We start from the raw sequence: 25,669 nt of genomic DNA, 5'->3' as shown, positions 1-25,669 counted from the left end.
TCATATTCAACAGCGATTAAGAGGCCCTATGAAGCTTATTTTTATTCATGGTTCAGGCGGATGCCGAGAGGCTTGGCATTATACTCTTGAAAATTTACGACTACTTGCCATAGTCTTTAAATGGTGAAAGTTGAGATTACGAATATAAATAAGAATATTAGAAAGACTTAATTTTCCAATCATTTTCCCAGGGTGGTTTTATAAAAACAACCATCCAGGATACCTGCTCTCCATCTCTTGTTTCCTGTACATCATATTCAGCATATCTGGCTGAGTGAAATTTGATGAGCTGAAGATCTTTGAGGCCCTCTGCAAGTTCACGAAGTTTTTTATGAGGTAGCTTCTCAAAGAGAGATCTATAAGTATTCTGACTTTTCTCAGAAAAACAGCTCATCGCCGTTTCAATATCATTATTTGACAAGGCTGTTCTCATCTCTTTCCAGAGGGTGTGAAGCTGCCGATCAGTCTCTGCTTTTATTTCTTCAGGCATTTTTTGGTCTTCATCCGGATCGGCTTCTCCTCGAAATATTTTTTTAATAATATAATCTATCTCTTTATCAGACTTGCCTTCCATGCTAAGGCTTTCCTTAATTTTCTTTTCGTCTATTTGAGGTGCTTCACCCGACATCTTTTTTTTCCTGGCTGTCATTTCTTTATAGGACATGTCTCCATTTAAATAGGCCTTCATCAATACTAATTCTTCATCGTTCATGCCCTTTGTTTGCTGGAAATCATCAATCTCTTTTTGTTGTTTTTGGATCTGTTCATTCGTGACCTTTTCAATTATCATATGAGACCTGCCCTGTATTGTACCGACCTTTAATCCAGGACCTCTTCTATTTTGAGGGGAGTTATCAACTATTTTTGATTCGGACAGTGATTGATCGTTAGAATCAGCCATCAATAAATTGGGCACAATAAAACTTTGTAATAATAAAAAGCAGAAAATAATTTTTATAAGATATTTACCGTTCATATATTACCTCTCTTTCGTTTTACTAAAAAGATGTTTCGTGAGATTCCGCTTCCCGCGTGTCATCTTGTCAATAATGAAGGTCTGCCCCTGTTTCTTTGTAGGAATATCACCGAAAATATTTTCTCTGTTCTTTGTACAGATCGTGATGGAATAAAACACATTCTCCGAATAATTATAATTCGGCAATCTGACCTTTTTTCTGGTTATCATTTTGTTCATTCAGATCTATAACGCTCCGCTTCACCGGGCGCTAAAAGCGAAGCGAGGAACGAGCGCAGCTTTTAGCGATCCGTGTGCAAGCGGCTTTGTTAGGCGTTTGCCTCCTTTTTTCTGCTCAGACTCAAGTATATAATACCGGGAATCATGCAGAGGAAGACCGGCCACACCACGATTTGTTTGGATATCAGGACAAATATAAACGTGATTGCCAGACAAGCTATAGACACAACCCCGCCGATAACATTCCACCTGAAAGCAATGAGCAGAGCGGCTGCCGAGGCAAAAAAAGCGGTCTGCGCAATGGAGAATAACAGCGGATATGAAAATGGACTTTTGGGAGGGAATCCATCTTCACAGATAGCGGACAATATCAACACGAATGCTACGAAGTTAAGAATGCGCACTACCCACATTATTAATTTTCTGTTCTTCATATCTTGATCCTCCTAATGTTTAGGATATAACAATTATGATGTGTGGTTTAGCATATCCATTTCTTTGAAAATAGGCTGATTATAGACAGGATTGCAAGTGTAAACATATTACCTTGTTAATTTTATCGGCCAGGGCAGGGATCCTGAGATCCGGAATGCCGTCTACAAAAAGCCGATTAATATATTATTGTATTTCCTGCTTTCCCCCGAATTTACTGGCCAACGTTGCTACTATATGCATGGGGTCATGTATGCATGGGGTCACCCATTAACGGGCTGTTGCCCAAAGCGTCAACTAAAGCCGATGAATAATTCACTTGAATTCCATAAATGTTTATTCTGATTTGCTGACCAGACTTTTTCAACCATCTTAACCAAATTCGGGTAATACTCCAGGCTTTTGCCCATAACAGCCCGGTCTTTGCTCCTTCCGTTCCGGACAAGAATCATAATATTTTGGATGGTAGCCGTCAGATATTCCTGAATTTTGAGCCGCCACAGCCGTCTCCACCTGCTTCGTTTATATCCATATCGAACACTTCTGGCAAAAGAGCGCTCCATCAGATGCTGTCTTTTGCCAATATCATCCTTGGATGTCTGGCTTTGGGATTGGGTTACCTTTCGATCCAGATCTTCTTGTCTGACATGGCGCTTGAGAGTCCTGCCAAATTTGGAGCGTGTACACTGGTCTTTCAGGTTGCACTTGTTACACACTTTGCCGGATATCGCATATTCAAAATGATTTCGTTTCTTTTTAAATTTTCTCCGCTTCAGATGTTTCCCATTCGGACAGATGAACCTATCTTTCTCTGTATCATATGTAAATTCTGAAGGAAGAAAAATCCCTCTGCGCCGTCCATTGTTTTTACTGGTTGCCTCTAATGATTCAAAATGAGGACTAAGGTTGCGGTCACAACAAGCCAGATAGTTATCTATCGTGCCATATTTACTGTCCGTCACAACTGTATCCGTCTCCTTGCCAGTATTTAAATCATGTTGATCTACGAGGTCGGTTAGAAGGTGTGCTTCATGTATTGCCTTATGATTTCAGCTTTTTCATCCACAGTTCTGTGGATCTTATATTTTAACCTTGAACGTCCTGATCCCATACGCACGACTGAGGCATCCGGATCTGTGGTGGAGATATGTTTGCGGTTTTCCTTACCAGCTTTGGGTTCTATTCTCTCTCCTTGCTCCAACCTTTTTTCTAACCTGCGATAGCTTTTATTTAAATACCGTCTAAGGGATTGTTGGTTTACTACAGAATTATTAGATGCATCGGCCTGAACCAGGCTTGCATCCATGAAAATTTTGCTCCCGTCTACCAAGTTTTCATGGACACATTGTATGACGATACGCTTAAAAAAAGTTTGGAAAATCTCAGTGCCCCAACGATTCCTTGCTTTACTTAACACACTGTGATTTGGGATCTGGTCATCCAAATCATACCCAAGAAACCACATCCAATCCAAACGAATCGGAATGGTATCCATTAGTTCCCGCTCGGAGCGAATATTGTAAAAGAACAAAAGGAACATCATCTTAAGGATCACCGGCGGAGGAACCGATACATTGCCGTTTGAGCCATAACAGTGTTCAACCTCATCATAGACAAAATTGAAATTGATTGTTTCACTAATTGCTCTGAGTGGATGATTGGGACAGATTCTTTCTTCTATGCTTATACGATCATAAAAGAGTTTAGGTTCGGCCTGGGTTTGCTTGCCCATCATGATAAGAAACTCTCCATATATTTTTGTTTTATCTTATCAATACAGATGGTTGCGATCAATATTTAATTGGGGTGTTTGGGCAACAGCCCGTTGATTATTGCACTATACATCACCCCTTATCTGATTGCGTGGACTACCTCCGGGATGCGCTCTGTTTTTCAAACGAATGAACAACCCAAGACTATCCCTGTACGTCCGCACTTTTTAAATCATCAAACCGGTGAGCAATATTCCGTGTATCGCTCCATGCCTGATTGCTATCATTCCGGATTTTTTAGTAGAGCACAATGATGGTATTAAACCTGTGTCACACTAAATTCCAAAATGGCAGGACTGGCAGAAGTAATCTTGGCTGATAGCCAAAATCACGACTAATTATCCTGTTCCGAATTCCGGGGACAGTGTAACTAATTATCTAACCTATAACATACTATGGCCAAACGCACTCTCCATGAGGCCTGGGTGGGGTGCAGGCGGAGACATCGGGTTCGATTGCTTTACAGACTCTTCATGGCGTGGAGCTAAAAAGGTGAACAGTTTGAGCGGATGCGAGTTTTCGCCTTTTGCGGAGCGGCTTACCCCTGATATTTCACGAAGTGTTTTTGCTTCAGATGCAAGGCACGGGTCGGAAAGCTGTAGTCTTCATACCGCGACCGACCTGTAACGACGCAGATGAGGTAAAAACGGTTCGCCCGGAGGGTGACATTTTGGATTTCGAGATTTGCGATCAACAATACAACCATCATCACATGCTTCTTTTCCAGAACATTCAAAATGTCAGGAAATATCTGGGATGATAGAGACTGTGGTAATCGTAAACCCTGCGGAGCTGCACCTTACCCGGGCCGGACTCCCGATCCGAATCTCCCCCCGTCCAAACCAGATTCTCGCAAATTCCAGGTTTTTTAGTGCCGTGAAGAACAACTCTTCTTCGTGGCCTTCACGCTCTTCTTGGTACAAAAAAACAGGAAACCACGAAGCACAGGAAGATCACGAAATTTAGGGCTTCGTCTGCGTAATCGGATAATGGTATTCCTTGAATTTTCCTTCTCACTATTACGGCGATCCTCACGCCGTGCAGTTTGACAGCCGCATCAAATCGCTGTAATTTAAATCTCTTGAATGAAAAAAGGAGCAGGACAATCAAAACAAAAGACCGAGGTTTACGACTATGCGAAAGATTACCATGCAGGAAGTGGAAGGTCACAATACCCCTGACGACTGTTGGGTTGTAATAAACGGCAAGGTGTATGATTTATCTGTTTTTCAACAGGAGCATCCCGGAGGATCGCCGATAATCACCAACAACGCCGGTAAGGATGTGTCCAACCTGTTCAACAATGTGCATCCCAAGGATATTCCCGAACGACTCCTTTCCCCGGAAGCCTGTGTCGGAGTCGTCGATATGGACACGGTCGACCCGGCCAGGCATGTGGTGGCCGGGAAGGAAAAAGCGCCGCCCAGGGGTCAGAAACCGCCGTCTGCACCGTCAGGAAGCGGGGTCCCGCAGGATCAGCCATGGGAAAAGCCCCCCATCGACGCCATGCTGAATACCTTTGACTTTGAAAGCGTCGCCGCAAGGACAATGACGGAGGAGGGGTGGGGCTACTATTCATCGGGGGGTGATGATGAAATCACCCTGCGGGAAAACCACACCGCGTTTCAACGCATCTGGTTTAAACCCCGCATACTGGTCAATGTAAAAGAGATTGATATGACCACTTCCATACTTGGGGTAAAATCTTCTCTGCCCCTCTATTTCAGTGCAACTGCCCTGGGCAAGCTGGCCAACGAGTCTGGCGAGCTGGCAATTTCACGGGCCGCTGCGAGCTCAGATACAATTTACATGCTGCCCACCCTGTCCTCTTTTCCGCTGGATGAGATGCTGAAAGTCCGTCAGCCCGGTCAGGTTCAGTTTGGCCAATTGTATGTAAATACGAAAAGAGAGCGTACAGAGGAGTATGTCAGGCAGCTGGAGGAAGGCGGGGTCAAAGCGATATTTGTCACGGTAGATGCGCCGCAGCTGGGGCGCCGTGAAAAGGATATGCGCAACAAATTCACCAAAAGCACTGATGTCCAGAAAGGGGATGAGGTCAAACGCAGTGAGGGCGTTGCCCGGGCCATCAGTGAATTCATTGACCCGAGCCTATGCTGGGACGATATCACCTGGCTCAAAGGCATCACCTCAATGCCGATTATTTTAAAAGGTGTCGGCTGCGGACTCGACACGGTGATGGCCTATCAGATGGGCTGTGCCGGAGTTGTTCTGTCAAACCATGGGGGCAGGCAACTGGATACGGCCAGGTCGGCAATCGAAATCCTGCCCGAAGCTATTGCCGCGCTGGATGAAAATGACTCGAATTGGCGCTCGAATTTCGAGGTGTTCATAGATGGCGGCATTCGACGGGGCAGTGATATCTTCAAAGCCCTGGCCCTGGGTGCGACTGCGGTCGGCATCGGGCGGCCGGTTCTCTACAGCCTTGCCGCTTACGGTCAGGAGGGAGTGGAAAGGATGTGCTCGCTTTTCAAAGACGAATTGACCATGGTGATGCGCTTGATGGGCACCCCGACCATTGCAGACATTTCAAAAAGCCATGTGCTCTTCAGCAATTTGATGACCCACGTCCCGGCCCAGGCCCGTGATCATCTCCAGCTGGATACCTATGAACCTCTAAAACCGGGGGCACGAATCTAAAAGACGCGGAGCATCCTCAATTTTTAATTATCAATTGTTTTTACCTGGCTCCCCAAACCGGGATTCCAGGTTCCAGGGGAAACGGCACAACCGCTTTGTCACTCCATTCGGTTCCAAGGGGTCCAGGTTAAGGGCTGATATCCTTTTTGTCTTGCCAATATGTCCAGATGCAGGAGCCCCAGGGCCGCCGTGTCCAAATCCATGATGCCGTCGGATTTGCGCAGGTCGATGGAAGGCAGGTAAGTATTGCAGTTGAGGCAGGCATCCACTCGCTCGCCGCTTTCTTTGTCTGCCTTATAGTATCGCAGCTGTTCCGGATCCTCTGTGTGGCAGACCGGACAGAATATCCGGTGGGTCTTGAAGTCATGGCCGCATAAAGAGCAGTGAAAGAACCTCATTCCCCCGCCCCCGGTCAGAAACTCGGATTGATTATCCGGTACCCGGTCAAGGTAACTGATGGAAGGAAGAGAACCGCATACCGGGCAATGGGTCTGAGAAGGTTGTCCATTGATCGGCCTTCCTGAAAACATGGCTTCCAGCAAAGCGGAAAGGCAGAACCTTGTGACCAGTTCCAGACTATCCGCCGGGATATCAAGGTCCTGGGCATATTCGGCCGCCGCATCCGCCCCCTTTTCAAGATACGCCTTGCAAAGGCGGGAAAAATCCATACTGCCCATTTTTGTTTCCAGTTGATAAAGACCTGGTTCCAGAGCCGGAAAATTTTGTTTTAGGGCAATGATGATCTCCCGGGCCGCCATGACAGAGGCCTGGGACGGGAAGGCATCGAGTTCCAGGGCCAGGGGTTTGTCCGAAACCGTCATTTCACAATTCACTTTTTCCTTGAGGCGTTCCACCAGGCCGGCTTTTTCCCGGAACACCCCTGCAAAAGGCCGGATCACATTTTCCAGTGCCGGATGTCTTTCAAGCAGGGTTTGTTCTGTCCGGCTGATCTTTTCCATTCGGTCATTTTTCACTGCAAGTTCCATATCGTCTGCTCCTGAAAATCCCGGGAAGGCCGCAAAGCCTTCCCGGGTCTGTAAAAATGATTATACGGATTTGCTCAGCACTTTGCCGGCCCGTTTGAACGGGGCTGCAATCCCGGCCAGGAACTGATGCCGGTTCAGGCCTGAACTGCCCTGGGCCACGCTGTATTCATGATAGTTCTCCGGCAAATCCGTCAGCAGGTAAATGACATTGACGTCTTCAACATCTGCCAGAATGGTTTTGGGGTGATCTTTTTTTACCCTGGCCAGCCTTTCTTCCGCCAGGGTCAGCATCTGGCTGCGCTCACCAAAATTCATGGTGCCGGTGGGGCAGACATCCACGCAAACAGGCTTTAATCCCCGGACCAATCGGTCGTAGCACATGCTGCACTTGGAGATCCTGCCTGTGGCAGGATCCCTTCTGGGGATATCATAGGGACAGGCCTCCCGCATGCTGTCAAACCCATCTTTTGGAATCTTACGGGTCTTATCCGTATAAACCACCGCCCCGGTCTTTGTATCCTGGAAAACAGCATCATCCTCATAGTTCTGGCCGATATAAACGCAGGGAGGATCAATGCAGTGCCTGCACTGATCCGGAAAAAAATTCCAGCGGATCTTTTCCCCCTCCAGGTGTTCACTGAACCGGACCAGCTTGTAGTTATTGACATTCAGGTCCGGCGGATTCTGGTGGGACCCGGTCTGGCGAGTCTTGTTGGCCGGCAGCTCGTACCATTCCTTACAGGCGATCTGGCATCCGCGGCAGGCTGTGCACCTTGATGTATCAACAAAAAATGAATATGACATATCTTTGTCTCCTTTAGGAAATTTCCGTGAGTTTTTCAGCCTTGCGGACATTTACACAGCAGGCCTTGAATTCAGGAATGGTGGTATTGGGATCTCCCACAGCCGGGGTCAGGCGGTTGGTGGCATCTCCAGAGCCCGGAGTGGTCCAGCCAAAGCAGAAGGGCATGCCCACTTCATGGACGATTTTTCCCTGAACCTTTAGGGGGCGCATGCGAACGGTGACCATGGCAATGGCCTCAACCCTGCCCCGGATACTTTCCACCACAACCCCGTCTCCGTTTTTAATTCCTCTTTCCTTGGCCAGTTCCGGGCTCATCTCGATGTAGAGCTGGGGTTCGGCCTCAAGCAGATTGGGCACGTTTCGTGTCTCACCGCCGCCGCACCAATGTTCGGTGAGACTATAGGTGGTCAGGACAATGGGATAGTCTGGATCTGCCGGTTTGGCCAAGAGATCCATGTCCGAGGACAGAAATTTATAACAGGGACTGTTCAACTGTCCGGAAAAGGGGTGGGAGGTCACTGGGGTTTCCACGGGCTCGTAATGTTCGGAAAAAGGACCGTCCTGGCGGCCGGGCCCGAAAAGCTGTCCCATGCCGTGCTTGGCCATGATAAAGGGATGTTTGCCCTTGCCGCTGGACATGGGTGCCCACCCGCCGTCGGGCACGTCCCCGGTCCACTTGCCGTTCTGCCATTCAATGACAGCCTTTTCAGGACTCCAGGGTTTTCCGTTCTGATCCACGGAGGCGCGGTTATACAGGATGCGGCGGTTCACCGGCCAGCACCAGGCAAAGTTGGGATAGAGGCCGATGGCGGCCTGTTTGCCGGTCTGGCTGTGATCCCTGCGTTTGGCCTTATTGCCGTCTTCAGTATAGCTGCCGGCGTAAAGCCAGTTCAGGGACAGGGTGGAGCCGTCATCGGAAAGAGCCGTGAAGCTTGGCACCTGCTGCCCTTTTTTATAGGCCTTGCCCTTGACCGTTACGTCCTTTGTAAAAATCCCGTTGATGCGGCGGGCCATGAGGCCGGCATCATAGGTTTCCGGCCAGTCCAGTTTGACAACGGGATCCGGGTAGACCCCGTCCTCTTTCCTGTAGCTGTCGCGGACCTGGTTCATGATGTCCACAATCATGCGGCCAAAGGTGCGGGCCTGTCCCGGGGGTTTGACTGCCTCGTAGTGCCAGAGCATCCAGCGGCCGGAGTTGGTGACCGAGCCTTCTTTTTCCAGACGGTGGGCGCTGGGCAGCAGGAACGCCTCTGTCTTGATCTTTTTGGGATCAACACCGGGACGATGCCAATTGTCCGAGGTTTCCGAGTGGTGGAGATCCACACTGACCATCCAGTCCAGGTTGTCAAAGGCCCTGCGGACCTTGTTGGCGTTGGCCACACTATTGGCCGGGTTCAGGCCGAAAACAAATCCGCCCTTTATTTTGTTTTCGTACATGCGGTCAAAGAGGAAAAGATAGGAATAATCTTCGCCCTTTTCCAGTTTGGGCAGCATCTCGTAGCCAAACCCGTTTTCCCGGGTGGCATTCTCTCCGAACCATCCCTTGAGCAGGCTGTTGAAGTATTTCGGCTTGTGCTGCCACCAGTTGGCGCTGGCGGTATCGGCGCTTACCGGAGTATTGGCCGTAAGATATGCGTCCAGGGTCTGCCAGTCTGCCCGGGGCATGGCCATGTACCCGGGGATGATGTGGTAGAGCAGGGTATGGTCTGTGGACCCCTGGACATTGGGTTCCCCCCTCAGGGCATTGATGCCGCCGCCGGCCACCCCGATATTGCCCAGCAGCAGCTGGAGGATACCTGCAGACCGGATATTCTGTACGCCCACTGTATGCTGGGTCCAGCCCAGGGCGTAGAGAATGGTCCCTGATTTTTCTGCCGTACCGGTGGCGGCAAAGGCTTTATAGACCTTGAGCAGGTTATCTTTGGACACGCCGGTGATAGAAGAGACCTTGTCCAGGGTATACCTGGAGTAGTGTTTTTTCATGAGCTGAAAAACGGTCCGCCCATGGGCCAGCGTCTTGTCCTGTTCGGGAATACCCTTACCGTCCATCTCAAAATCCCAGAATTTTTTGTCATAGGTCCGGGTTTTGGGATCAAAGCCTGAAAAAAGACCGTCCTTGAATGTAAAGCTCTTTTTTACGACAAAGGCCGCATTGGTATAGTCCGTCACATACTCTTTGAAATAGAGCTTGTTTTCCAGAATATAATGGATCATGCCGCCAAGAAAAGCGATATCCGTGCCCGACCGCAGGGGGACATGGAAGTCTGAACGGGCCGAGGTCCGGGAAAACTTGGGATCCACATGCATGACAACGGCCCCGCGTTTGTCCCTTGCGTCCAGCACCCACTTGAATGAGATGGGATGATGTTCAGCTGCATTGCTGCCCATGATAAGAACGGCATCGGCGTTTTTAATATCGATCCAGTGATTCGTCATGGCACCGCGTCCGAACGACTCTCCCAGAGCCGCTACAGTAGCGCTGTGTCAGATGCGGGCCTGGTGGTCCATGTGGACCACCCCCAGGCCCCGCATGGCCTGGTGAACAAGGGCACATTCCTCGTTGTCCATATGGGAGGTCCCCAGGGAAAAAAGATTTTCAAGACGATTGACCTGCTCTCCCCTGGCGTTTGTACGGATGAGTCCCTGATCCCGGGTTTCCTTGACACGGGCGGCGATACGCTTCAGGATCCAGTCCCAGGATTTTTCTTCCCATTTGTCACTATAAGGCGCCCGGTAGAGCGGGGCAGTGACGCGATGGGGATTGCGGGTCATGGAAAGCATGGCGGCCCCCTTGGCGCAGAGTGAGCCTTCTGAAACCGGGTATTCGGGATCCCCTTCGGTACTGACCAATTGGTTGTCTTTTACGTGGGCGATAATGTGACACCCCACTGAACAAAAGGGACAGATGCTGATCACCTCTTTTGCGCCTTCGATCTTGAGCTGGGATGCATAGGCTTTGACAGGTTCAAGATCAATCCCCATTCGGAGCAGGGACAACCCGATCACACCGGAGCCGCTCCACTTCATAAAGGTTCTTCGGCTTAGTTTCAAAACATTCTCCTTTCCTTTGAAATCATTTAAAATCCTTTTATCTCACCCTGATCCGGACGGGCAGATTAAACCGGTCCGGCTTCTGGCAGACAGAGGACGGATTCCTTCAAAGGTGCCCTTTAATAACCGGGCAATAAGCCGCGCCTCTGCCCCTTTGCTTCATAATCAAAAAGGCAATACCACCATTGGGTTACAAAGGGGTTACAAAGGGATGTGCAGAATGTCCACCATGTTTCATAAGATAATAAATTCAGATAGATATCCAGCGGAACAGGGTCGGATCAAGGATCTCACGGATCTTTATTTTAAGAATTTAAAACTGTTTCAGAAAACCAAAACGGCTCACCGTGCCGGTGTAGCGGGCAGTGCCCGCATGCCTGTTTTTTTTAAGGATATGAAAGAGCGTGAGGACTTTGCCGCGAAAGGGTGTTGTCAAATGGCTGCTACCCTCCGGTAGATCGCCAGGGTGTCCGGACCGGGTGAGGTATCCAGCTCTGCCTTGAGCACTGTCCGGCACCTTTCAAAAACATGTACGGCGCCGCTTTTCATTCCGGCATCCGCATGGAGTATCATCAGGTTCTGGTAGGCGGTTTCGTGGCAGGGGTCCATCCTGAGAACGGCCTGCCATGTATTCACCGCCGCCTGCCACTGATCCAGCTCCTCATGGACGGCTGCCTTTTTTTCCAGTATTCTCATGCTTTTTGATCGGAAAAATTCCCTGCCATTTTCCACACCGTCCAGGTAGAGCTCCCCGGCAAAGTAGTCTCCCCGGTAAAGCCCCATGGCCTTTTCATAGGCATCCAGGGCTTCAGTGAAACTTCCCTCGTCTTCATGGGTATCTCCTCTTTCAGAAAGGGCCGTGAACAGCTGGGTGTCGATTTGAACCAGGTCGGGATCCAGGGATATACATCCCTCTCTGTTATTCAGGTAGACATTGCCGAAATCCTTTGAAGGAGAAGGCTCCAATGCCTTGCGCAACCGGTGTAGGTTCACCTTTAAATTCTTTTCTCCGGCCGCCACCGGTGCATCCGGCCATAAACTGTCGATGAGAACCTCTTTGGGGATATCAATTCCTCCCTTTAAAACAATGAGCTTGAGCAGCCGTATGGGCTTGGGGCCGCCAAACACCGAGGCCGGAAGAACCTGGTTATCCGATTGAACAGAAAAAGGACCCAGGGTGTGTATCATGATCTTTGGCCGGGTGTGCTTGAAAAGAAGGGCCAGTTTCTCTGCCGTCAAGAATCTTTCCCTTTTGGAAAGCTTTCCAAGGATCTTGTCAATTTCCCCGGCCACCTGCTTTAAAAGATCCGGGGCGTTGAAATTGGTGAGGAAATCTGCAAGTTTTCTGCCCGGCACAACCTGTTCAGCGGTGACCATGACCAGTCCCCGGGCGAGAATGCGGTAATTGACAAGGGGAAAATAGCGGTAGTTGTTTTCCATGGCCTTTTCCAGACCGGCCTTCAGATAAGCGGTACCCCTGCACGGATCTCCCGAGTCATGCAGCAGCATTCCCAGGCAGAGGGCAGTCTCACTCTCCCCCAAATCGGCGCAGATGGATTTGAAATATGCCAGCACGGTTTCGAGTTCCTCCCGGGCCTGGTCATGATCGCCCTTATGGTAGAGGGAGATGCCCAGTATCTGCCGGGCCAGGGAAAGGTGGATATTCCCCCGGCGGGACTGGTTCAGTTCCTGGATTGCCTTTCGGGCCCAGTCAACAGCCTCGCCATACCGGTCCCGGCACAAAGAGGCCACGGCTTTGATCCGGTGGGAGATTCCCAGATAAAAATCATTGCCGTCAAGTATGGAAAAATCAGACAGATGATCTGCAGCCTGAATTGCCTGCTCAAACTGGCCGGTCTGGACATGAAAAAGGGCGCGGACTTCAACGGTTCCGGGATAGAGAAAGATCAGGCCGAACTTTTCAATTTCCGCTTCAGACTTTGACAGGAATTCTTCGGCCAGAGCCATATTCCCGCGTTTCAGGGCAAGGTCTGCATTGGTGATGTTTTTCAGGGCCCGGTATTCAGGATAAAGGGTCGTCGCGGTCTGCGTCTTCTCCAGCATAGCCCTGGCTCCGGATAAATCTCCGGATTGTACCAGGCCCAGGGTCTGAATAATGAGGGCATTGATCAGAAGATCCGAATTATGGATGTGACGGGCCAGCAGAACAGCGTTTCTGCAGGCGGACAATCCTTTGGGAATATTTCCGTTGCCTGCGATATAGCCCAAACCGATCTGCTGCCAGAGAAGGGTCCGGGCCCAGGAGAAACGGTGTTTTCCCTTCAGATCCTCCAGGGCCTGCTCCCCGGCCCTGATCCATTTGAGAATGACCCGGGAGGATTGCCGGATAAACACGGAGGCTTCAATGAGATAGGCAATGCTAAGGAGCTGTCCGCGAATATCGGCCTGCACCCGGAATCCTTCCAGGGCTTCGGCAAAGGCAGTGATATTGGCCTTCCCTCCCCTGATCCGCCGGGACATGGTATCGTAAAGAATGAGCCAGGAATCCCGGGCTGTCATCTCCCCGGGCAGGGAAGCGATCCACTCGGCCAGCCGGTCCGTCCGGCCGGTAATCACGTAGTCCGTTCCCGTGATCCGGATAATCCGGGCGATTTCATTATGGCAGCCGGCCTGCCTGAAATGGAAAACGGCTTTTTCACTATCCTTTCGGTTCAAGTAAATCTCCCCGGCCTTCCGGTTCAGTTTTAAAACTCCTTCCCTGCCCATGGTCTCCATAAGGTCTGCGGCCAGAAAATTCCTGAAAAGGGTGTTGTATCGGTACACCGGCCGGCCGGTGTCGTTTCTGATTCTCCTGATAAACAGGTTCCTCTGTTCCAGTTCATCCAGTATGGCTTCCGGAGAAACCGTATCGAAAAACAGGGAAAGGATCTTGGTATCCAGTTCGTCGAAGATGGCGGTTTTCATCAGGAAGTCCCGGATTTCCGGTGCCAGCGTCTGGTAAATTTCACTGGAAAAATAAGAAAACGCCTCGGTGGTCAACTGATCCGGAAGGTGGTTCAGAGTCCCGGCCTGCCGGATGGCCTCGCAGACCAGAACCAGTCCGCCAACCCAGCCTTCCGTAGCTTTAAGAATTTTTTCAACGGCATCCTTCCCGGGTGCATCACTGCCTTCAGGAAGTCAGCCGGGTGCCGTGAAAAACGCCATTGCCTCATCCAGGGTGAAGGCAAGATCCGCGTTGGTCAGCGTCAGCACCTGCCGGTTCATCTTGAACCGGGAAAGGTTGACGGCCGGCCGGCTCCGGGAAATCAGAAAGAAGCGGACCCCGCCCGGGCTTTCCCGGATCAATCCTTGGATCAGCCCCGGAGCCGTGCCTTTTTCATCCAAAGTTTCCATGTCGTCAAATACGATGTTCAGCCCCTGTCCGTATTGAACCATTAATTGTCTTAGGATATCAATCTGGCGGAGAAGATCCTGGCGGGATCCCAGAGGAATATGGGGCGGTAATGCGCTGTCTTTTCCGGCCCCGGTCTCCCTGTCCGGACTGCGGGTCAGTTCCCGGATCAACCGGTCAAAGAGTACTCCGCTGTCTGAGCTGGTTCGATCCAGATGAAACCATAGGCTCCGTTCCCGGCTCTCTTTGAGGAAGTCGGCCACCAGGGTGGATTTGCCCTGGGCGGCCTGGCCTGTCACCAGGATCACCCTACACCGGTCATACCGGTGCAGCATCTTATGCAGACGCGGCCGCTGCAGGGCATCTGCTGTCTCAGGAATATGGCAGCCGTCAGGTATCACAGTCCTGTCTCCCCGGGGTTTGAAGGGACAAGGCTGGCCAGTTTGTCCACACCGGCCATTTCAAAAAACCGGATATGATTGTGGGACAGTCCGGACATCTCTATGCGCACCCCTGATCCGGCAGTCTGCCTGAGATATTCCAGCAGAATGAAAACTCCGTGGCGGTCAATGGAAAAATTATCTTTGAACAGGAACAGGGCCTTGCCGCCCGGAACCGTTTCCAGATCAATCGCGGACAACTTGGATGCCGCCGCCTGGCTGAGCCTGCCGCTGAAGATCAGCTTCAGGCATTGGTCCCCAGGTGTTTCCGTCACTGAAAACTCAGCCGGCTCGGTCTGATAAAGCTGTTTTTCAGCCCGGACCAGGGCAGAGTTCAGGGCGGTCCGTTCAACCGGTTTATTAATAAAATCCGAAGCGGCCAGGTCCAGGGCGGCCATTGCCGGTTCCATATCCCCGTGTCCTGTGATGATAATCACAGGACAGGACGACCCGGATTCCCTGATTTGCCGCAGGACCTCCAACCCGTCCATGCCGGGCATTCGGATGTCCGTGAATACGATATCCGGCCCCTCGGAAGCAAAAAAATCCATACCCTGCTCCCCGTTTTCCGCGGTGAGCACCTCGTAGCCGCATGCGGTCAAAAACAGTCTGAACATGGCCAGAGTGGGCCGTTCATCATCTATGACCAGAATTTTCATGGGCAATCGCCTCCTGTTCATGGGCTTGGGCGGAAAACAGAATCCGGAACTTCCCTGCCCCGATAAGGTCATTTCCAATCCCTGACAATAAATGAGCCCCATCGTATTGTCAATTCTGACATAACGCTTTATGGAGCCCGCGTCCATGAAAAAACACTCAAAAAAATCATATTCCACATCCTGACCTGCCAGGCATGAAAAGCACAGCAATCAAAATTCGAACTTTTTTTCCAATCCCATATTTTAAATTGTACTTTTCAAGTTTGATGGGCGCTGATATCTCCCGCCTGAACTTGACATCTTTTCGAGAAATTCTTAAATATTGAATAATCTGTCTTTCACAAATCAATAAAAAGGAGATTCCTTATGAAAAAAATGGTCAAGATCTTTCCCATGACATTGTTTATTTCTGTTTTTGTTTTGACCAGTATAATGCTTCCGGCTGCCCAGGCAAAGGTTATCGGGACGGGTGAATATTTACAGCAGCAGAACCATTCTGCAAGGAGTGATGTTGATGCGTTTATGGCCAGGGATGACGTCAGAAAACAATTGGTTGAAATGGGTGTCAACCCGGATGACGCGGCCAAACGAATTGCGAATTTGAGTGATGCGGAAATTAATCAGCTTCAAAAGTCGATTGATGATCTTCCGGCTGGATCCAATGTGTTCGCTGTACTGGGAGTGGTCCTGGTTGTACTGATTGTTCTCGAGCTTGTAGGGGTTACCGATATTTTCACACGAATGTAAGATGAAATATCAATGCAGTCCTGCCCTCTTATTAACTATAGTTTTTATACTGACCGGGGGCTGCAGCAGAACTCGAATCTCTGTTATGGAGTATGAACAGGGTGTGGAATTGAATGCTACACCCTTTTTTGCTCAGGAAGAATATCAATGCGGCCCTGCCAGCCTGGCAATGCTGCTGGGATCATCCGGAGTTGAAGCCTTGCCCGAAGATGTGATGCCGCTGACCTACCTGCCTGGACGCAAAGGCAGTCTGCAAATGGAACTGAAAGCAGCAACCCGGCGCTTTGGACGGATTCCCTACCGGATTGAGCCGGACTTAGAGGCACTCGTTGGGGAACTCAAAGCCGGAAGACCGGTAATGATTCTTGAGAAACAGGGATTCGCCTTTTGGCCGGCATACCATTATGCCGTGGTGATTGGCATCTTGCCCGGGGACCGCCTGATTCTCCGTTCCGGGACCCAAAAACGGATTGAAATATCTGCCCGCCGTTTCCTTCTGCTATGGAACAGAGCCGGTTCCTGGGGCATTGTTGCCCTGAAACCCGGAGAAATTCCAGCCACCGCCAATGCCCAAAATTATATTGAAGCGGTCAGCGCCTTCGAAGAAACAGGACAGGCAAATGCTGCGGCTGCAAGTTATGCTTCTGCCCTTAAAAAATGGCCTGTCAATCAGACGGTTCTTTTCGGAGCCGCTACCAATCTTCTCATACGCGGTTATGCGGAACAGGCCAAGGAGATCTATCGCAAATTGCTCGAGCAATATCCGGATCATCTGGCAGCCGCAAACAACTATGCCGAAGCTCTTCTTGAGACAGGGCATGTTGAATCAGCGGAAGGTATTATCCGCAAAGCAATAGACAGATCAAAAAGCTCGGATCCGGCCATGAAAGAGATTTTATTGGGAACACAGCAGAAAATCGAATCCATCAAAAAGCGTAATTTACGCCAGGAAGAAGACAGCCCATCGCCGGATCTGAATTGATCTTTACAAGGAGGACTGTCTGGGTTTTCTCCTTTTAAGGAGAGGCAGGATCCCCGATATTTCACAAAGTGTTTTTGCTGCATAACGGGAGCCCGCACTTCTTCGTGGCCTTGGTGCTCTTTGTGGGTAAAAAACACAGGAAGAGATCACAAAACTTACATGGGCAATCCCTGGAAAGAAAAACCCTGCACCTGGCGGACAGACCGGAATCTGTTATGGTCGATATCTTGCTCTTCTGTATCTGTTCAGGCCATCTTATTTTCTGATATAAGAACTCTCTCAAGACAGAGATTTCAACCAGGAGAGAAAAATGGACTTTACAAATCTATTGGCAGAGCGGACAGAACTGATGAAGGCCAACGCCATCCGGGAAATTCTAAAGGTGGTGGCCAAACCCGGTATCATTTCCCTGGCCGGGGGCATCCCCTCCCCGGAAAGTTTTCCCATGGACCTGTTCCATGAGCTTTCCCGGAGGGTAATGGAAAAATATCAATCGGCCGCCTTTCAATACGACCTTACCGAGGGATTTATCCCTTTACGGGAGCAGCTTTCCCTTTTACTGGCCGGCCGGAAAATTGAGGCCGGACCGGAAGATATCCATGTTACTTCAGGCTCCCAGGGGGCGCTGGATGCCGTGGGCAAACTTCTCATCTCCAAAGGGGACAAGATCGCCATGGAATCCCCCACCTATCTGGGGGCCATATCTGCATTCAACCCCTATGAGCCCCGGTATGTCTCCATGGAGACCGACGACCATGGACTGATTCCGGAATCCCTGGAGCAGACTCTGAAAACCCACAGGATCAAGCTGATCTACCTGGTCCCGACCTTTCAGAATCCCACGGGCCGGACCCTGCCCATGGAAAGAAGGATCCGGATCGCCGAACTTCTGAAAAAGTACGATGCCCTTCTTGTGGAAGATGATCCCTACTCTGCCCTGCGGTATGACGGAGAACCGGTCCCGGCCGTAAAAACCATGGCCCCGGATCATGTCATCTATGTTTCCACCCTGTCCAAGATCTTTGCCCCGGGCCTTCGCATCGGGTTTTATGCTGCGCCGGAATTTTTAAGCCGATGGCTGGTGCTGGTAAAACAGGGGGTGGACCTTCACACCTCCACATTCAACCAGGCCCTGGCCGCCCAATACCTGGAAGGGGGATACCTGGAGAATCATCTGCCCAAGATCATCAAGCTCTACAGACCCCGGCAGCAGGCCATGCTCAATGCCCTTGAGACCGGGATGCCCCGGGAATTCACCTGCTCTCCTTCCCAGGGAGGTATGTTTTTATGGGTTTCAGGACCTGAAAATTTTGACGCCATGACCCTCTATGAAAAGGCCGTGGAAAAGGGGGTGGCCTTTGTGCCCGGCCGCTTTTTTTACACGGATCCCTCCCAGGGACATGAAACCATGCGCCTAAACTACACCATGGCAGATGAGGCCACCATTGAAACGGCAGTTGAGAAGCTGGGGGCTGCCGCCCGGGAAATTATTGGATAAGAAGCCGGCAAAACAATTGCCGGCTTCGTTAAGCAGGTATCTATAAAAAAGGATTAGAACTCAAAGGCCATCTGGATGGTGAAGGTGTCAATGTCGTCTCCGTCTCCGCCGTCGGCCACAGAGTAATTGTCCGCGGATGAGTATTCAAAATTTACCCAAAGATTGTCGGTGATGCCGACGCCAAGGGCGGCCAGGTATTTGGATTCCGGCAGAAGCTCTTCGGCGTCATCGCTGCCCTGGTATCCCAAGGCAAAGGTAGATTCATAACCTGCCAGATCAAAGGTGTATCCGATTTCAAGGGCATATGCAGATGCTTCGTCCATGAGTTTAACACCGCCTGCAGCCACGACATCATCGGTCATGACCACATATTCACCCATCAGGGAGACCGGGCCGAAACCGGCAACGGCGTGGAGGGAAACCGCAGGAACCTGATCTTCCAGGGCAGCAGCCCATCCGCTATCATCATAAACCTCTCTTAAGCCGCCCGATTCAAGAATGTTATTGATCCAGTCCACACCCAGATCCAGGGAAAAGGCCTCGGTTTCCATGGCATGGCCAAGGGAAAGACCGAAAACATCTATGGTGTCATCATTTTCGTTGGCTTCCTCTGCCTCTCCGTTAAAGGCAAAGGCGGCAGCCCGAATCCCGTTCATTTCAATGCCCACCTGAACAGCCTCGTCTCTTGTTTCTGCAAAATCCTGGGTAATGGGGTCAGAGACCATCATGGTTTCAAAGGAACCGAATGGAACATAAAGCCTTCCTGCGGATAGATAATAGGGGATCTGATCGGTTGCGCCCAGGGTAATATGGGCTTCATCTGCGGTAAATTTGTCATCATCGTCTTCCCAGCTGAGCAGCACAAATCCGGTGACCCATTCCTGGGGACTTGCTTCAATGCCCAACTCTGCGGTAGCCAGACTGATATCACTGTTGTCCGTGTCGTTGACATCCGAGGATTCAAAACCGACTTCTACTTCCAATGTACCCGAAAGGGAGACCCATTCCGATATCTGCCCAAGGGAGGCCGGGACAGAGCCTTCTTCCGTCTCTTTCTCAAGTTTGGTGATCCGCTCCTCCAGCTCTGCATTGGAGGCGCTGAATCCGGGCATGGCCCCCATCAGGATCATGGCCAGGGCGGTAACTAGACCGAGTACTGCATTTGCTCTTTTCATTTTTTCTCCTTTAAAGAAAATCAGGGTTAAAATATATGGAGTTATTTTGTCCGGTTTCGGACAAGAGACAAGACATGAAGTGTCTTGTCTAAAAAAATAAGCCTTTCCTAGCAACACGGCATAACAATAGAACTATTTTACGGACCCATCAACGATAGCTGGGTGTTTCTCTAAACTGTCTTCAAAGAGCTCCGGCCGGTTCCCTTTGTTTTGAAAGAAGCAGGCCCCTTCCGGGGCATGGTTCCCGCAGGATACAAATTATCTTCAACAGGAAGTGATCCTTCCCTATGTATGATCCATTCAAAAATTGTTTTAACTTACCTTAAAGTTATTAAAAACTAACTAAAATATGAAGAACTCATATTTCATGGTAAGGAATACTTGTCAAGCCTTTTTTAAAAAAATCGTCTGAAGTGAAAAAAAGGAAGGATGTATTTCCGCAGGACCGGATTAGGCAGCGCCCAATAAAAAAAACAACCCCAGGGCGGCAACCATGAGGCCGGCTGCGGCCTGGATAAAAGCTTCAAGCCGGAAGGCCTTCCCCATGTGTTTTTCCGCAGCGGCCAGCCCCGGATCAGTCCGGGACGGGTTCCCAGCAAATAGGAGACGGCCACGGCCTTGCCGTGGCCGGGACCCGCGGAGTGAACCATGCCGTAAACAAATGCCGTGGCCAGCACAAAGAGGACCGGAAAGTACCGGCCTTCTTCCCCGGCCTCCCTGACCAGGCGGCTCATCCTGGTTCTAAGCTGCTGCTGCCATTTGATCAGTGTCAGAGGCAGGCCCGGGGAAACCCCTGGGCAAAACCGCCTCTTCCCTGACCGCAGGCTTCCGGGTAAAGGGATTGACCAAGGCATGCCGGGGGGGCTTTGTTTTTTAGACGGAAAGGTTCAGAATGATCCGGGCTTTTGATCAGTAGGGAGCTTTATTTTGTGCAGATCCAGTCAACCTGATTTTTTTATCTTCAGAGTCCTGCTTCCTTCAGGACGGATTCTGTTGGCCCACCTTCCCAAAAAGTGAAGCCTCTCCCGGAGGGAGTTGTTCGGCAGGTGCGAATCCAGTACGGCCCTTCCAAAGGGAAAGCTTTTGGACAGCCGGCTGGTGTCGATGAAAATAGATTGATTCCGGTTTTTTTCTTTTTGAATGATATTGACCAGTTCAAAGGCCGAAGATCCGTCAAAAGTACCGTAGAGATCGATATAAAGGTTCTGATTCCGTTTTTGAGTTTTTAAATGGAACTTCGATTGCATTGAGGCCTCCTGATTCATTCTAAGGGATTCTTTTGTATGAGGACTTTTACGACTTAAGTATAAGGGGGGAGCAAAAGCCTGTCAAGAAAAAGTTAGGTGTGACTTAATTAATTATTGGCTTCGATATGCCCGGGTTTCTCCTCCCCGGCCAAATTCAAGTTTAAAAATCCGGTATTATATGGTAGCCTTGATTTTTTGTTTCAGACCCAAATGCCGGATTCCCCGGCTGCCCGTCCTGAAACAGAAACCAGGGAGGCCCATGAACGGACAGACCAGCGCCCGATCAGGCCCGGGAATGATCATCGGCCTGATTTTACTCCTTCTCTTCACCACGGGGATACCCCTTTCCGCCTCCACCACCCTGACCCCGGTCAAAGAAGATTTTCCAATTTTTCCCTCCATCAGACCCAATGTGAACTTCTGGAAAAAGGTCTTTGCCGTATATGACAGCTCCCAGGGACTCATCCACGACACAAGGCATCTGAACCGGGTCTATGAGGTCATCCGCCTTGCCCCGGAAAACACCATAAGAGGAGCCCGGAAAAACAAAAAAATCAAAAAGGCCGTATTGAAAAAATATAAATCCGTCCTGCTCAGACTGGCAAAGGGAAGCCCCCCAGCCACGCCCCTGGAGAAGAAGGTAGCGGCCCTGCTGGGCCCCGGGGCGGGTCCCAAGGATTTTAAGCGGGCCGCCTTTAACCTGAGATGCCAGACCGGGATAAAAGACCGGTTCAGGGAGGGTTTGATCCGCTCGGGTGCCTTTATCGAGGAATTTAAAGCCATCTTTCTATCCCACGGTCTCCCCACGGACCTGGTCTACCTGGCCAGTGTGGAGTCCTCCTTTGACACAAAGGCCTACTCAAAATTCGGGGCCGCCGGTATCTGGCAGTTTACCCGGGAAACGGGCAGGCTTTTCATGAAAATCAACTATGTGGTGGACCAGAGAAGGGATCCCTTTGTTTCCACGGATGCGGCGGCCCGGCTCCTGAAAAAAAATCATGCCCGGCTCAGGGAATGGCCCCTGGCCATTACCGCCTATAACCACGGCTTGGCTGGAATGGCCAGGGCAAAAAGGGCAAAGGGTTCATATGAAAGAATTTTCAATTCTTACAACGGCCGCTCTTTTCGATTTGCCTCCAGGAATTTCTACTCTGAATTTCTGGCCGCCCGGGAAACGGCAAAAAACTACAAAACTTATTTTGGCGAGCTGGACTTTGCCAAACCCGTAAAAACCACAAGGTTTAAAACCCGGGGATATATCCCGGCCAAACCCCTTTCAGAGGCCGTCGGACTCTCCATGTCGGAAATCAGGGCCATGAATCCGGCCCTGCGCCCCCCGGTGTTCAAGGGGCAGAAACATATCCCCAAGGGATTTGAGTTGAGATTTCCGGGCCACATCCCCCACAACACCATCTCAGAGGCGGCATCGGCTCTTTACCAGGCCCGGCAGAAACCCTCCCGGTTCCACCGGGTTCAGAAAGGGGATACGGCCGGAGCCATTGCACGGACCCACGGGGTATCCGTCAGCGACCTGATTCTGACCAACGGGCTGGGCAGAAAGGCCGTGATTTATATCGGCCAGAATCTCCGCATCCCGGCCCGGGAAGAAATCATCCTTGCCCAGAACCGAAAAAAGGCGTTAAAAAGCAAACCGGAGGATAAAACCAAGCCGGCACCCCGGTCAGAACCGGTCATCCCTCCCCCGGCTCCCGCCCCTGAACAGGCAAAGGAAGTTTCCCCGGTCCAGGCCCCGGAAAAAATCATTCAAAAAGAAGAAAAGACCGGGGATTCAGACACCCTCAACGGTGATGTGGCAGGCCAGCTCCAGGCCAGGCCCCTGACCGATCCCGGGAAGATCAGCATCAATCCGGAAATTCCCACCGACAGCCTGAAAATCAAGAAGGCTCCCTCCAAGGGAGATCAGGCCATTGGGATCATCAAGGTGGCCCCGGAGGAAACCCTGGGCCATTACGCGGACTGGCTCAAAATCCCCACGAGCCGGTTAAGGTCCCTGAACCGGATCAAAATGGGAAAGCAGATCTCCATTGACCAGGAGATTAAAATTCCCATCCCGGTGTCGGGAAAAGAGGATTTTGAAGAGCAGCGGTATGAATTTCACAAGGAAATGGAAGAAGATTTTTTTGAATCCTTTAGGATTTCAGATGTGGAGACCTATGTGATAAAAAACGGAGATACCCTCTGGGATCTCTGCCTGAATGAATTGGAAATTCCCATCTGGCTGCTGAAAAAGTATAATCCGAATATGAATTTCAATGCCCTGAGGCCCCGTCAGAAGATCCAGTATCCCATTGTAGACAAAAAACAGGACCATCGGGACAGCCTATAGGCCGAGCCGCCTCTTGACCCCCCGGAACTGATCATAGGTCAGTCCCAGAAGAGCGGCCGCCTTTTTCTGGTTGAATTGGCAGATTTCCAATGCCCGGGTCACCCGGTAATGCTCAAGGGAACGTATGGCCTCCTTCAGGGGGCTCTCCAGCAGATCCTCTCCGGGGATGCCCAAGGACCCTTCTTGATTCCGGAAAGAGTCATTTTCCCGGGACCCGTTCCCATCTCCGGTTTTCGAATCGGGCGGAGCCGCTTCTCCGGCCGGTTCAGGGCCATCTCCATAGGGAGACTCAAAGGGGTCAAAACAGATCTGGTCCAGGACGACCTCATGATTTCCCCCTTCATCGGGAAGGGGAGATCTGTATACGGCCCGTTCAATCACATTTTTCAATTCCCTGATATTTCCGGGCCAGGGATAGGCCTCAAGAGTTCTGGCGACCCGGTCCGAGATCCTGGGGACCTCTTCCCAGCCCAGTTCAAAGGCCATGCGCCCGGCAAAATGATTGGCCAGGAGCAGGATGTCTCCCTGCCGGTGCCGCAGGGGAGGCACATAGATCACCTCAAAGGAGAGCCGGTCAAGCAGATCTCTTTTAAAGGAACCGGATTGGGCCATCCCGGAGAGATCCGCATTGGTGGCGGCCACGATTCTCACATCCACCTGTACAGGCCTGGACGAGCCCACCCTCTCAAAGGAACCGTATTCCACCACCCTGAGAATTTTTTCCTGGACCTCCAAAGGGATGATTCCGATTTCATCCAGGAAAAGGGTTCCCTGGTCGGCCTGTTCAAAGCGCCCGGTCTGCCGGGAACCGGCCCCGGTAAAGGCTCCCTTCTCATACCCGAAGAGTTCCGATCCGATGAGGGTGGGAGTCAGGACCGCGCAGTTGAGGGTCACCAGGGGCTTCTGCCATCTTCTGGACAAAAAATGGACCCGGGCTGCGGCCAGTTCCTTGCCCGTTCCCCTTTCACCGAGAATGAGGACCGGCCGGTCAATGGGAGCCACACGGGACAGCTGCTCCTGGAAATTGAGAAAGGCCTCGGACTGGCCCAGGGCCCGGGCCATGGATAAGTTTCCATCCCCCATCCGATCCTGTTCACCATATGTCATGGATCCCTCGCTTTTTCTTTGGAAAATATTACCATAATATAGAATAAAACACCATATAATGGTATTTCTACCATTATTCCATCATGATGTCAAACCGACCAACCCCCTGGAATAATGGGCAAATTATCAATATTCTTTCTTTGGCACATATCCTGCTCTTAGGGATAGGCAGCAGACAGAGGAAACCAAACAAAAAACCGCTCCCGGATATTTCCGGCGGCAGCTTAAGGAGGCAAACCATGGGCATATTCACAAGATTCAAAGACATCGTGGCATCCAATATCAGCGCAATGCTGGATAAGGCAGAAGATCCTGAAAAGCTTATCAAGCTCATGATCAGGGAAATGGAGGACACCTTAATTGAAATTAAATCCTCCTGCGCCGGTACCATTGCCAGCCAGAAAAAGGTCCAGCGCATGCTGGATGAAATCCTGGAAAAAGAGGCCTTCTGGAAAAACAAGGCTGATCTGGCCGTTAATAAGGGCAGGGACGATCTGGCCAGACAGGCCCTGATTGAAAAAAGACGATTTACCCAGAGGGCCGAAGCCGTTGAGAATGAGCTCACCGAACTGGCCCAGATCGCAGATCAGTACAGGGATGATATCCAGGAATTGGAATCCAAGCTCAAGTCTGCCCGGGAAAAACAGCGGGTCCTGGTCCAGAGGCATATCCGGGCCAGTAAAAAGAAAAAAACCCAGGAAGAGATCCGCAGGGCAGACAGTGCGGAAGTCATGCAGAAATTTGAAGAAATGGAAACCCATATCGAGCGCATGGAGGCCGAGGCAGACCTGGTGAACTACGGACGGAAAAACGATCTGGAACAGGCCTTTGAGGACCTGGAGGCCGATGATGAAATCGAAGGCCAGCTTGCCGCATTAAAGTCCTCCAAATCTTTGAAAAATGATGATACAACCAATGCATAAATTATCAGACAACCATTACAAGGGAGCATCACTATTATGCATGGTATGCATGGCGTACTTATCGTAGGAATCTGCATCGGAGGGGCCATCCTCATCCTCGCCACCCTGGGCCTGATCCTCATCGGTATCATCAGGGCCATAAAAACCGGGGGACTTTCAAAAAAAGAGAAAGAGGCCCATACCGAAGAAACCCGGATGATCCAGGATATTTTCAACGGTCTCTCAAAGATGGAGGAACGGGTGGAGACCCTTGAAACCATCCTCATCGAAAGACAGAAAAAGGACATATAAAA

The 25,669-nt window shown here is 50.6% G+C and carries 20 protein-coding genes; 7 read left to right on the top strand and 13 right to left on the bottom strand.

What is annotated here, in order from left to right; genetic code table 11:
- Window positions 1-157 precede the first annotated feature (157 nt).
- From F608_RS0118520 to F608_RS0118500, 4 genes are all read right to left on the bottom strand, one after another.
- Window positions 158-976, bottom strand: coding sequence for a hypothetical protein (locus tag F608_RS0118520; protein ID WP_022667150.1), 819 nt, complete (start codon window positions 974-976; stop codon window positions 158-160).
- 308 nt (window positions 977-1,284) lie between these two features.
- Window positions 1,285-1,629: a DUF7670 domain-containing protein gene (locus F608_RS0118510; protein ID WP_022667148.1), complete on the bottom strand. Its 345-nt coding sequence runs from the start codon at window positions 1,627-1,629 to the stop codon at window positions 1,285-1,287.
- A gap of 291 nt (window positions 1,630-1,920) precedes the next feature.
- Complete coding sequence (locus tag F608_RS0118505; protein ID WP_022667147.1) at window positions 1,921-2,589, bottom strand: transposase; 669 nt, start codon at window positions 2,587-2,589, stop codon at window positions 1,921-1,923.
- Between the two features lie 53 nt (window positions 2,590-2,642).
- Window positions 2,643-3,362 carry a transposase gene (locus tag F608_RS0118500; protein ID WP_022667146.1) on the bottom strand — a complete coding sequence of 240 codons (720 nt, stop codon included), beginning with the start codon at window positions 3,360-3,362 and terminating at the stop codon, window positions 2,643-2,645.
- Between the two features lie 1,171 nt (window positions 3,363-4,533).
- Between F608_RS0118500 and F608_RS32550 the strand changes: the two genes are divergently transcribed.
- On the top strand, window positions 4,534-6,057 hold the full coding sequence (locus F608_RS32550; RefSeq protein ID WP_022667143.1) for an FMN-dependent alpha-hydroxy acid dehydrogenase: 1,524 nt from the start codon (window positions 4,534-4,536) through the stop codon (window positions 6,055-6,057).
- Window positions 6,058-6,155: 98 nt separating this feature from the next.
- On the opposite strand, the gene F608_RS35050 is transcribed toward F608_RS32550, so the two are convergent.
- The 6 genes from F608_RS35050 to F608_RS0118445 form a co-directional block, all read right to left on the bottom strand.
- Window positions 6,156-7,043, bottom strand: a complete 888-nt coding sequence (locus F608_RS35050; RefSeq protein ID WP_022667142.1) for a formate dehydrogenase accessory protein FdhE — start codon at window positions 7,041-7,043, stop codon at window positions 6,156-6,158.
- Between the two features lie 60 nt (window positions 7,044-7,103).
- Window positions 7,104-7,847: a 4Fe-4S dicluster domain-containing protein gene (locus F608_RS0118475; RefSeq protein ID WP_022667141.1), complete on the bottom strand. Its 744-nt coding sequence runs from the start codon at window positions 7,845-7,847 to the stop codon at window positions 7,104-7,106.
- Between the two features lie 13 nt (window positions 7,848-7,860).
- On the bottom strand, window positions 7,861-10,899 hold the full coding sequence (gene fdnG / locus F608_RS0118470; protein ID WP_153307541.1) for a formate dehydrogenase-N subunit alpha: 3,039 nt from the start codon (window positions 10,897-10,899) through the stop codon (window positions 7,861-7,863).
- A 432-nt stretch (window positions 10,900-11,331) separates the two neighbouring features.
- Window positions 11,332-13,899 (bottom strand): BTAD domain-containing putative transcriptional regulator, encoded by a 2,568-nt coding sequence (locus F608_RS0118455; RefSeq protein ID WP_027362890.1) that lies wholly within the window; start codon window positions 13,897-13,899, stop codon window positions 11,332-11,334.
- A gap of 138 nt (window positions 13,900-14,037) precedes the next feature.
- Window positions 14,038-14,652: an AAA family ATPase gene (locus tag F608_RS0118450; RefSeq protein WP_027362889.1), complete on the bottom strand. Its 615-nt coding sequence runs from the start codon at window positions 14,650-14,652 to the stop codon at window positions 14,038-14,040.
- Complete coding sequence (locus tag F608_RS0118445; protein WP_033398829.1) at window positions 14,649-15,350, bottom strand: response regulator; 702 nt, start codon at window positions 15,348-15,350, stop codon at window positions 14,649-14,651. Before F608_RS0118445 ends, F608_RS0118450 begins: the two co-directional genes overlap by 4 nt.
- A 366-nt stretch (window positions 15,351-15,716) precedes the next feature.
- On the opposite strand from F608_RS0118445, the gene F608_RS0118440 reads away from it, so the two are divergent.
- The 3 genes from F608_RS0118440 to F608_RS0118425 all read left to right on the top strand — a co-directional run bounded on the left by F608_RS0118440 (window position 15,717) and on the right by F608_RS0118425 (window position 18,577).
- A complete protein-coding gene (locus tag F608_RS0118440) occupies window positions 15,717-16,097 on the top strand; it encodes a PA2779 family protein (protein WP_022667138.1) in 381 nt (126 codons plus the stop codon).
- Window positions 16,098-16,182: 85 nt separating this feature from the next.
- The gene (locus F608_RS32540) at window positions 16,183-17,079 is read left to right on the top strand and encodes a PA2778 family cysteine peptidase (protein ID WP_022667137.1); all 897 of its coding nucleotides are present in this window, start codon (window positions 16,183-16,185) and stop codon (window positions 17,077-17,079) included.
- A 310-nt stretch (window positions 17,080-17,389) separates the two neighbouring features.
- Window positions 17,390-18,577, top strand: coding sequence for an aminotransferase-like domain-containing protein (locus F608_RS0118425; protein ID WP_022667135.1), 1,188 nt, complete (start codon window positions 17,390-17,392; stop codon window positions 18,575-18,577).
- A gap of 53 nt (window positions 18,578-18,630) precedes the next feature.
- Here the strand turns inward: F608_RS0118425 and F608_RS0118420 are convergent, their stop codons facing one another.
- Complete coding sequence (locus F608_RS0118420; protein ID WP_022667134.1) at window positions 18,631-19,752, bottom strand: LbtU family siderophore porin; 1,122 nt, start codon at window positions 19,750-19,752, stop codon at window positions 18,631-18,633.
- A 941-nt stretch (window positions 19,753-20,693) separates the two neighbouring features.
- A complete protein-coding gene (locus tag F608_RS0118405; RefSeq protein WP_022667131.1) occupies window positions 20,694-20,999 on the bottom strand; it encodes a hypothetical protein in 306 nt (101 codons plus the stop codon).
- A gap of 259 nt (window positions 21,000-21,258) precedes the next feature.
- Here F608_RS0118405 and F608_RS35865 point away from each other — a divergent pair, with 259 nt between their 5' ends.
- A complete protein-coding gene (locus F608_RS35865; RefSeq protein WP_161626873.1) occupies window positions 21,259-23,346 on the top strand; it encodes a LysM peptidoglycan-binding domain-containing protein in 2,088 nt (695 codons plus the stop codon).
- Here the strand turns inward: F608_RS35865 and pspF are convergent.
- Window positions 23,341-24,453: a phage shock protein operon transcriptional activator gene (gene pspF, locus F608_RS0118395; protein ID WP_084681190.1), complete on the bottom strand. Its 1,113-nt coding sequence runs from the start codon at window positions 24,451-24,453 to the stop codon at window positions 23,341-23,343. The genes F608_RS35865 and pspF overlap by 6 nt on opposite strands.
- A 239-nt stretch (window positions 24,454-24,692) precedes the next feature.
- Here pspF and pspA point away from each other — a divergent pair, with 239 nt between their 5' ends.
- Both pspA and F608_RS0118385 read left to right on the top strand, forming a co-directional pair.
- Window positions 24,693-25,376: a phage shock protein PspA gene (gene pspA, locus F608_RS0118390; RefSeq protein ID WP_022667128.1), complete on the top strand. Its 684-nt coding sequence runs from the start codon at window positions 24,693-24,695 to the stop codon at window positions 25,374-25,376.
- A gap of 36 nt (window positions 25,377-25,412) precedes the next feature.
- Window positions 25,413-25,667, top strand: coding sequence for a hypothetical protein (locus tag F608_RS0118385; protein ID WP_027362886.1), 255 nt, complete (start codon window positions 25,413-25,415; stop codon window positions 25,665-25,667).
- Window positions 25,668-25,669: the final 2 nt, after the last annotated feature.

The sequence above is a fragment of the Desulfospira joergensenii DSM 10085 genome (genome assembly GCF_000420085.1).
GTDB classification, from domain to species: Bacteria; Desulfobacterota; Desulfobacteria; order Desulfobacterales; family Desulfobacteraceae; genus Desulfospira; species Desulfospira joergensenii.
Note: the sequence above shows the minus strand (reverse complement) of the source record. Positions and strands in the feature narration are given on the sequence as shown.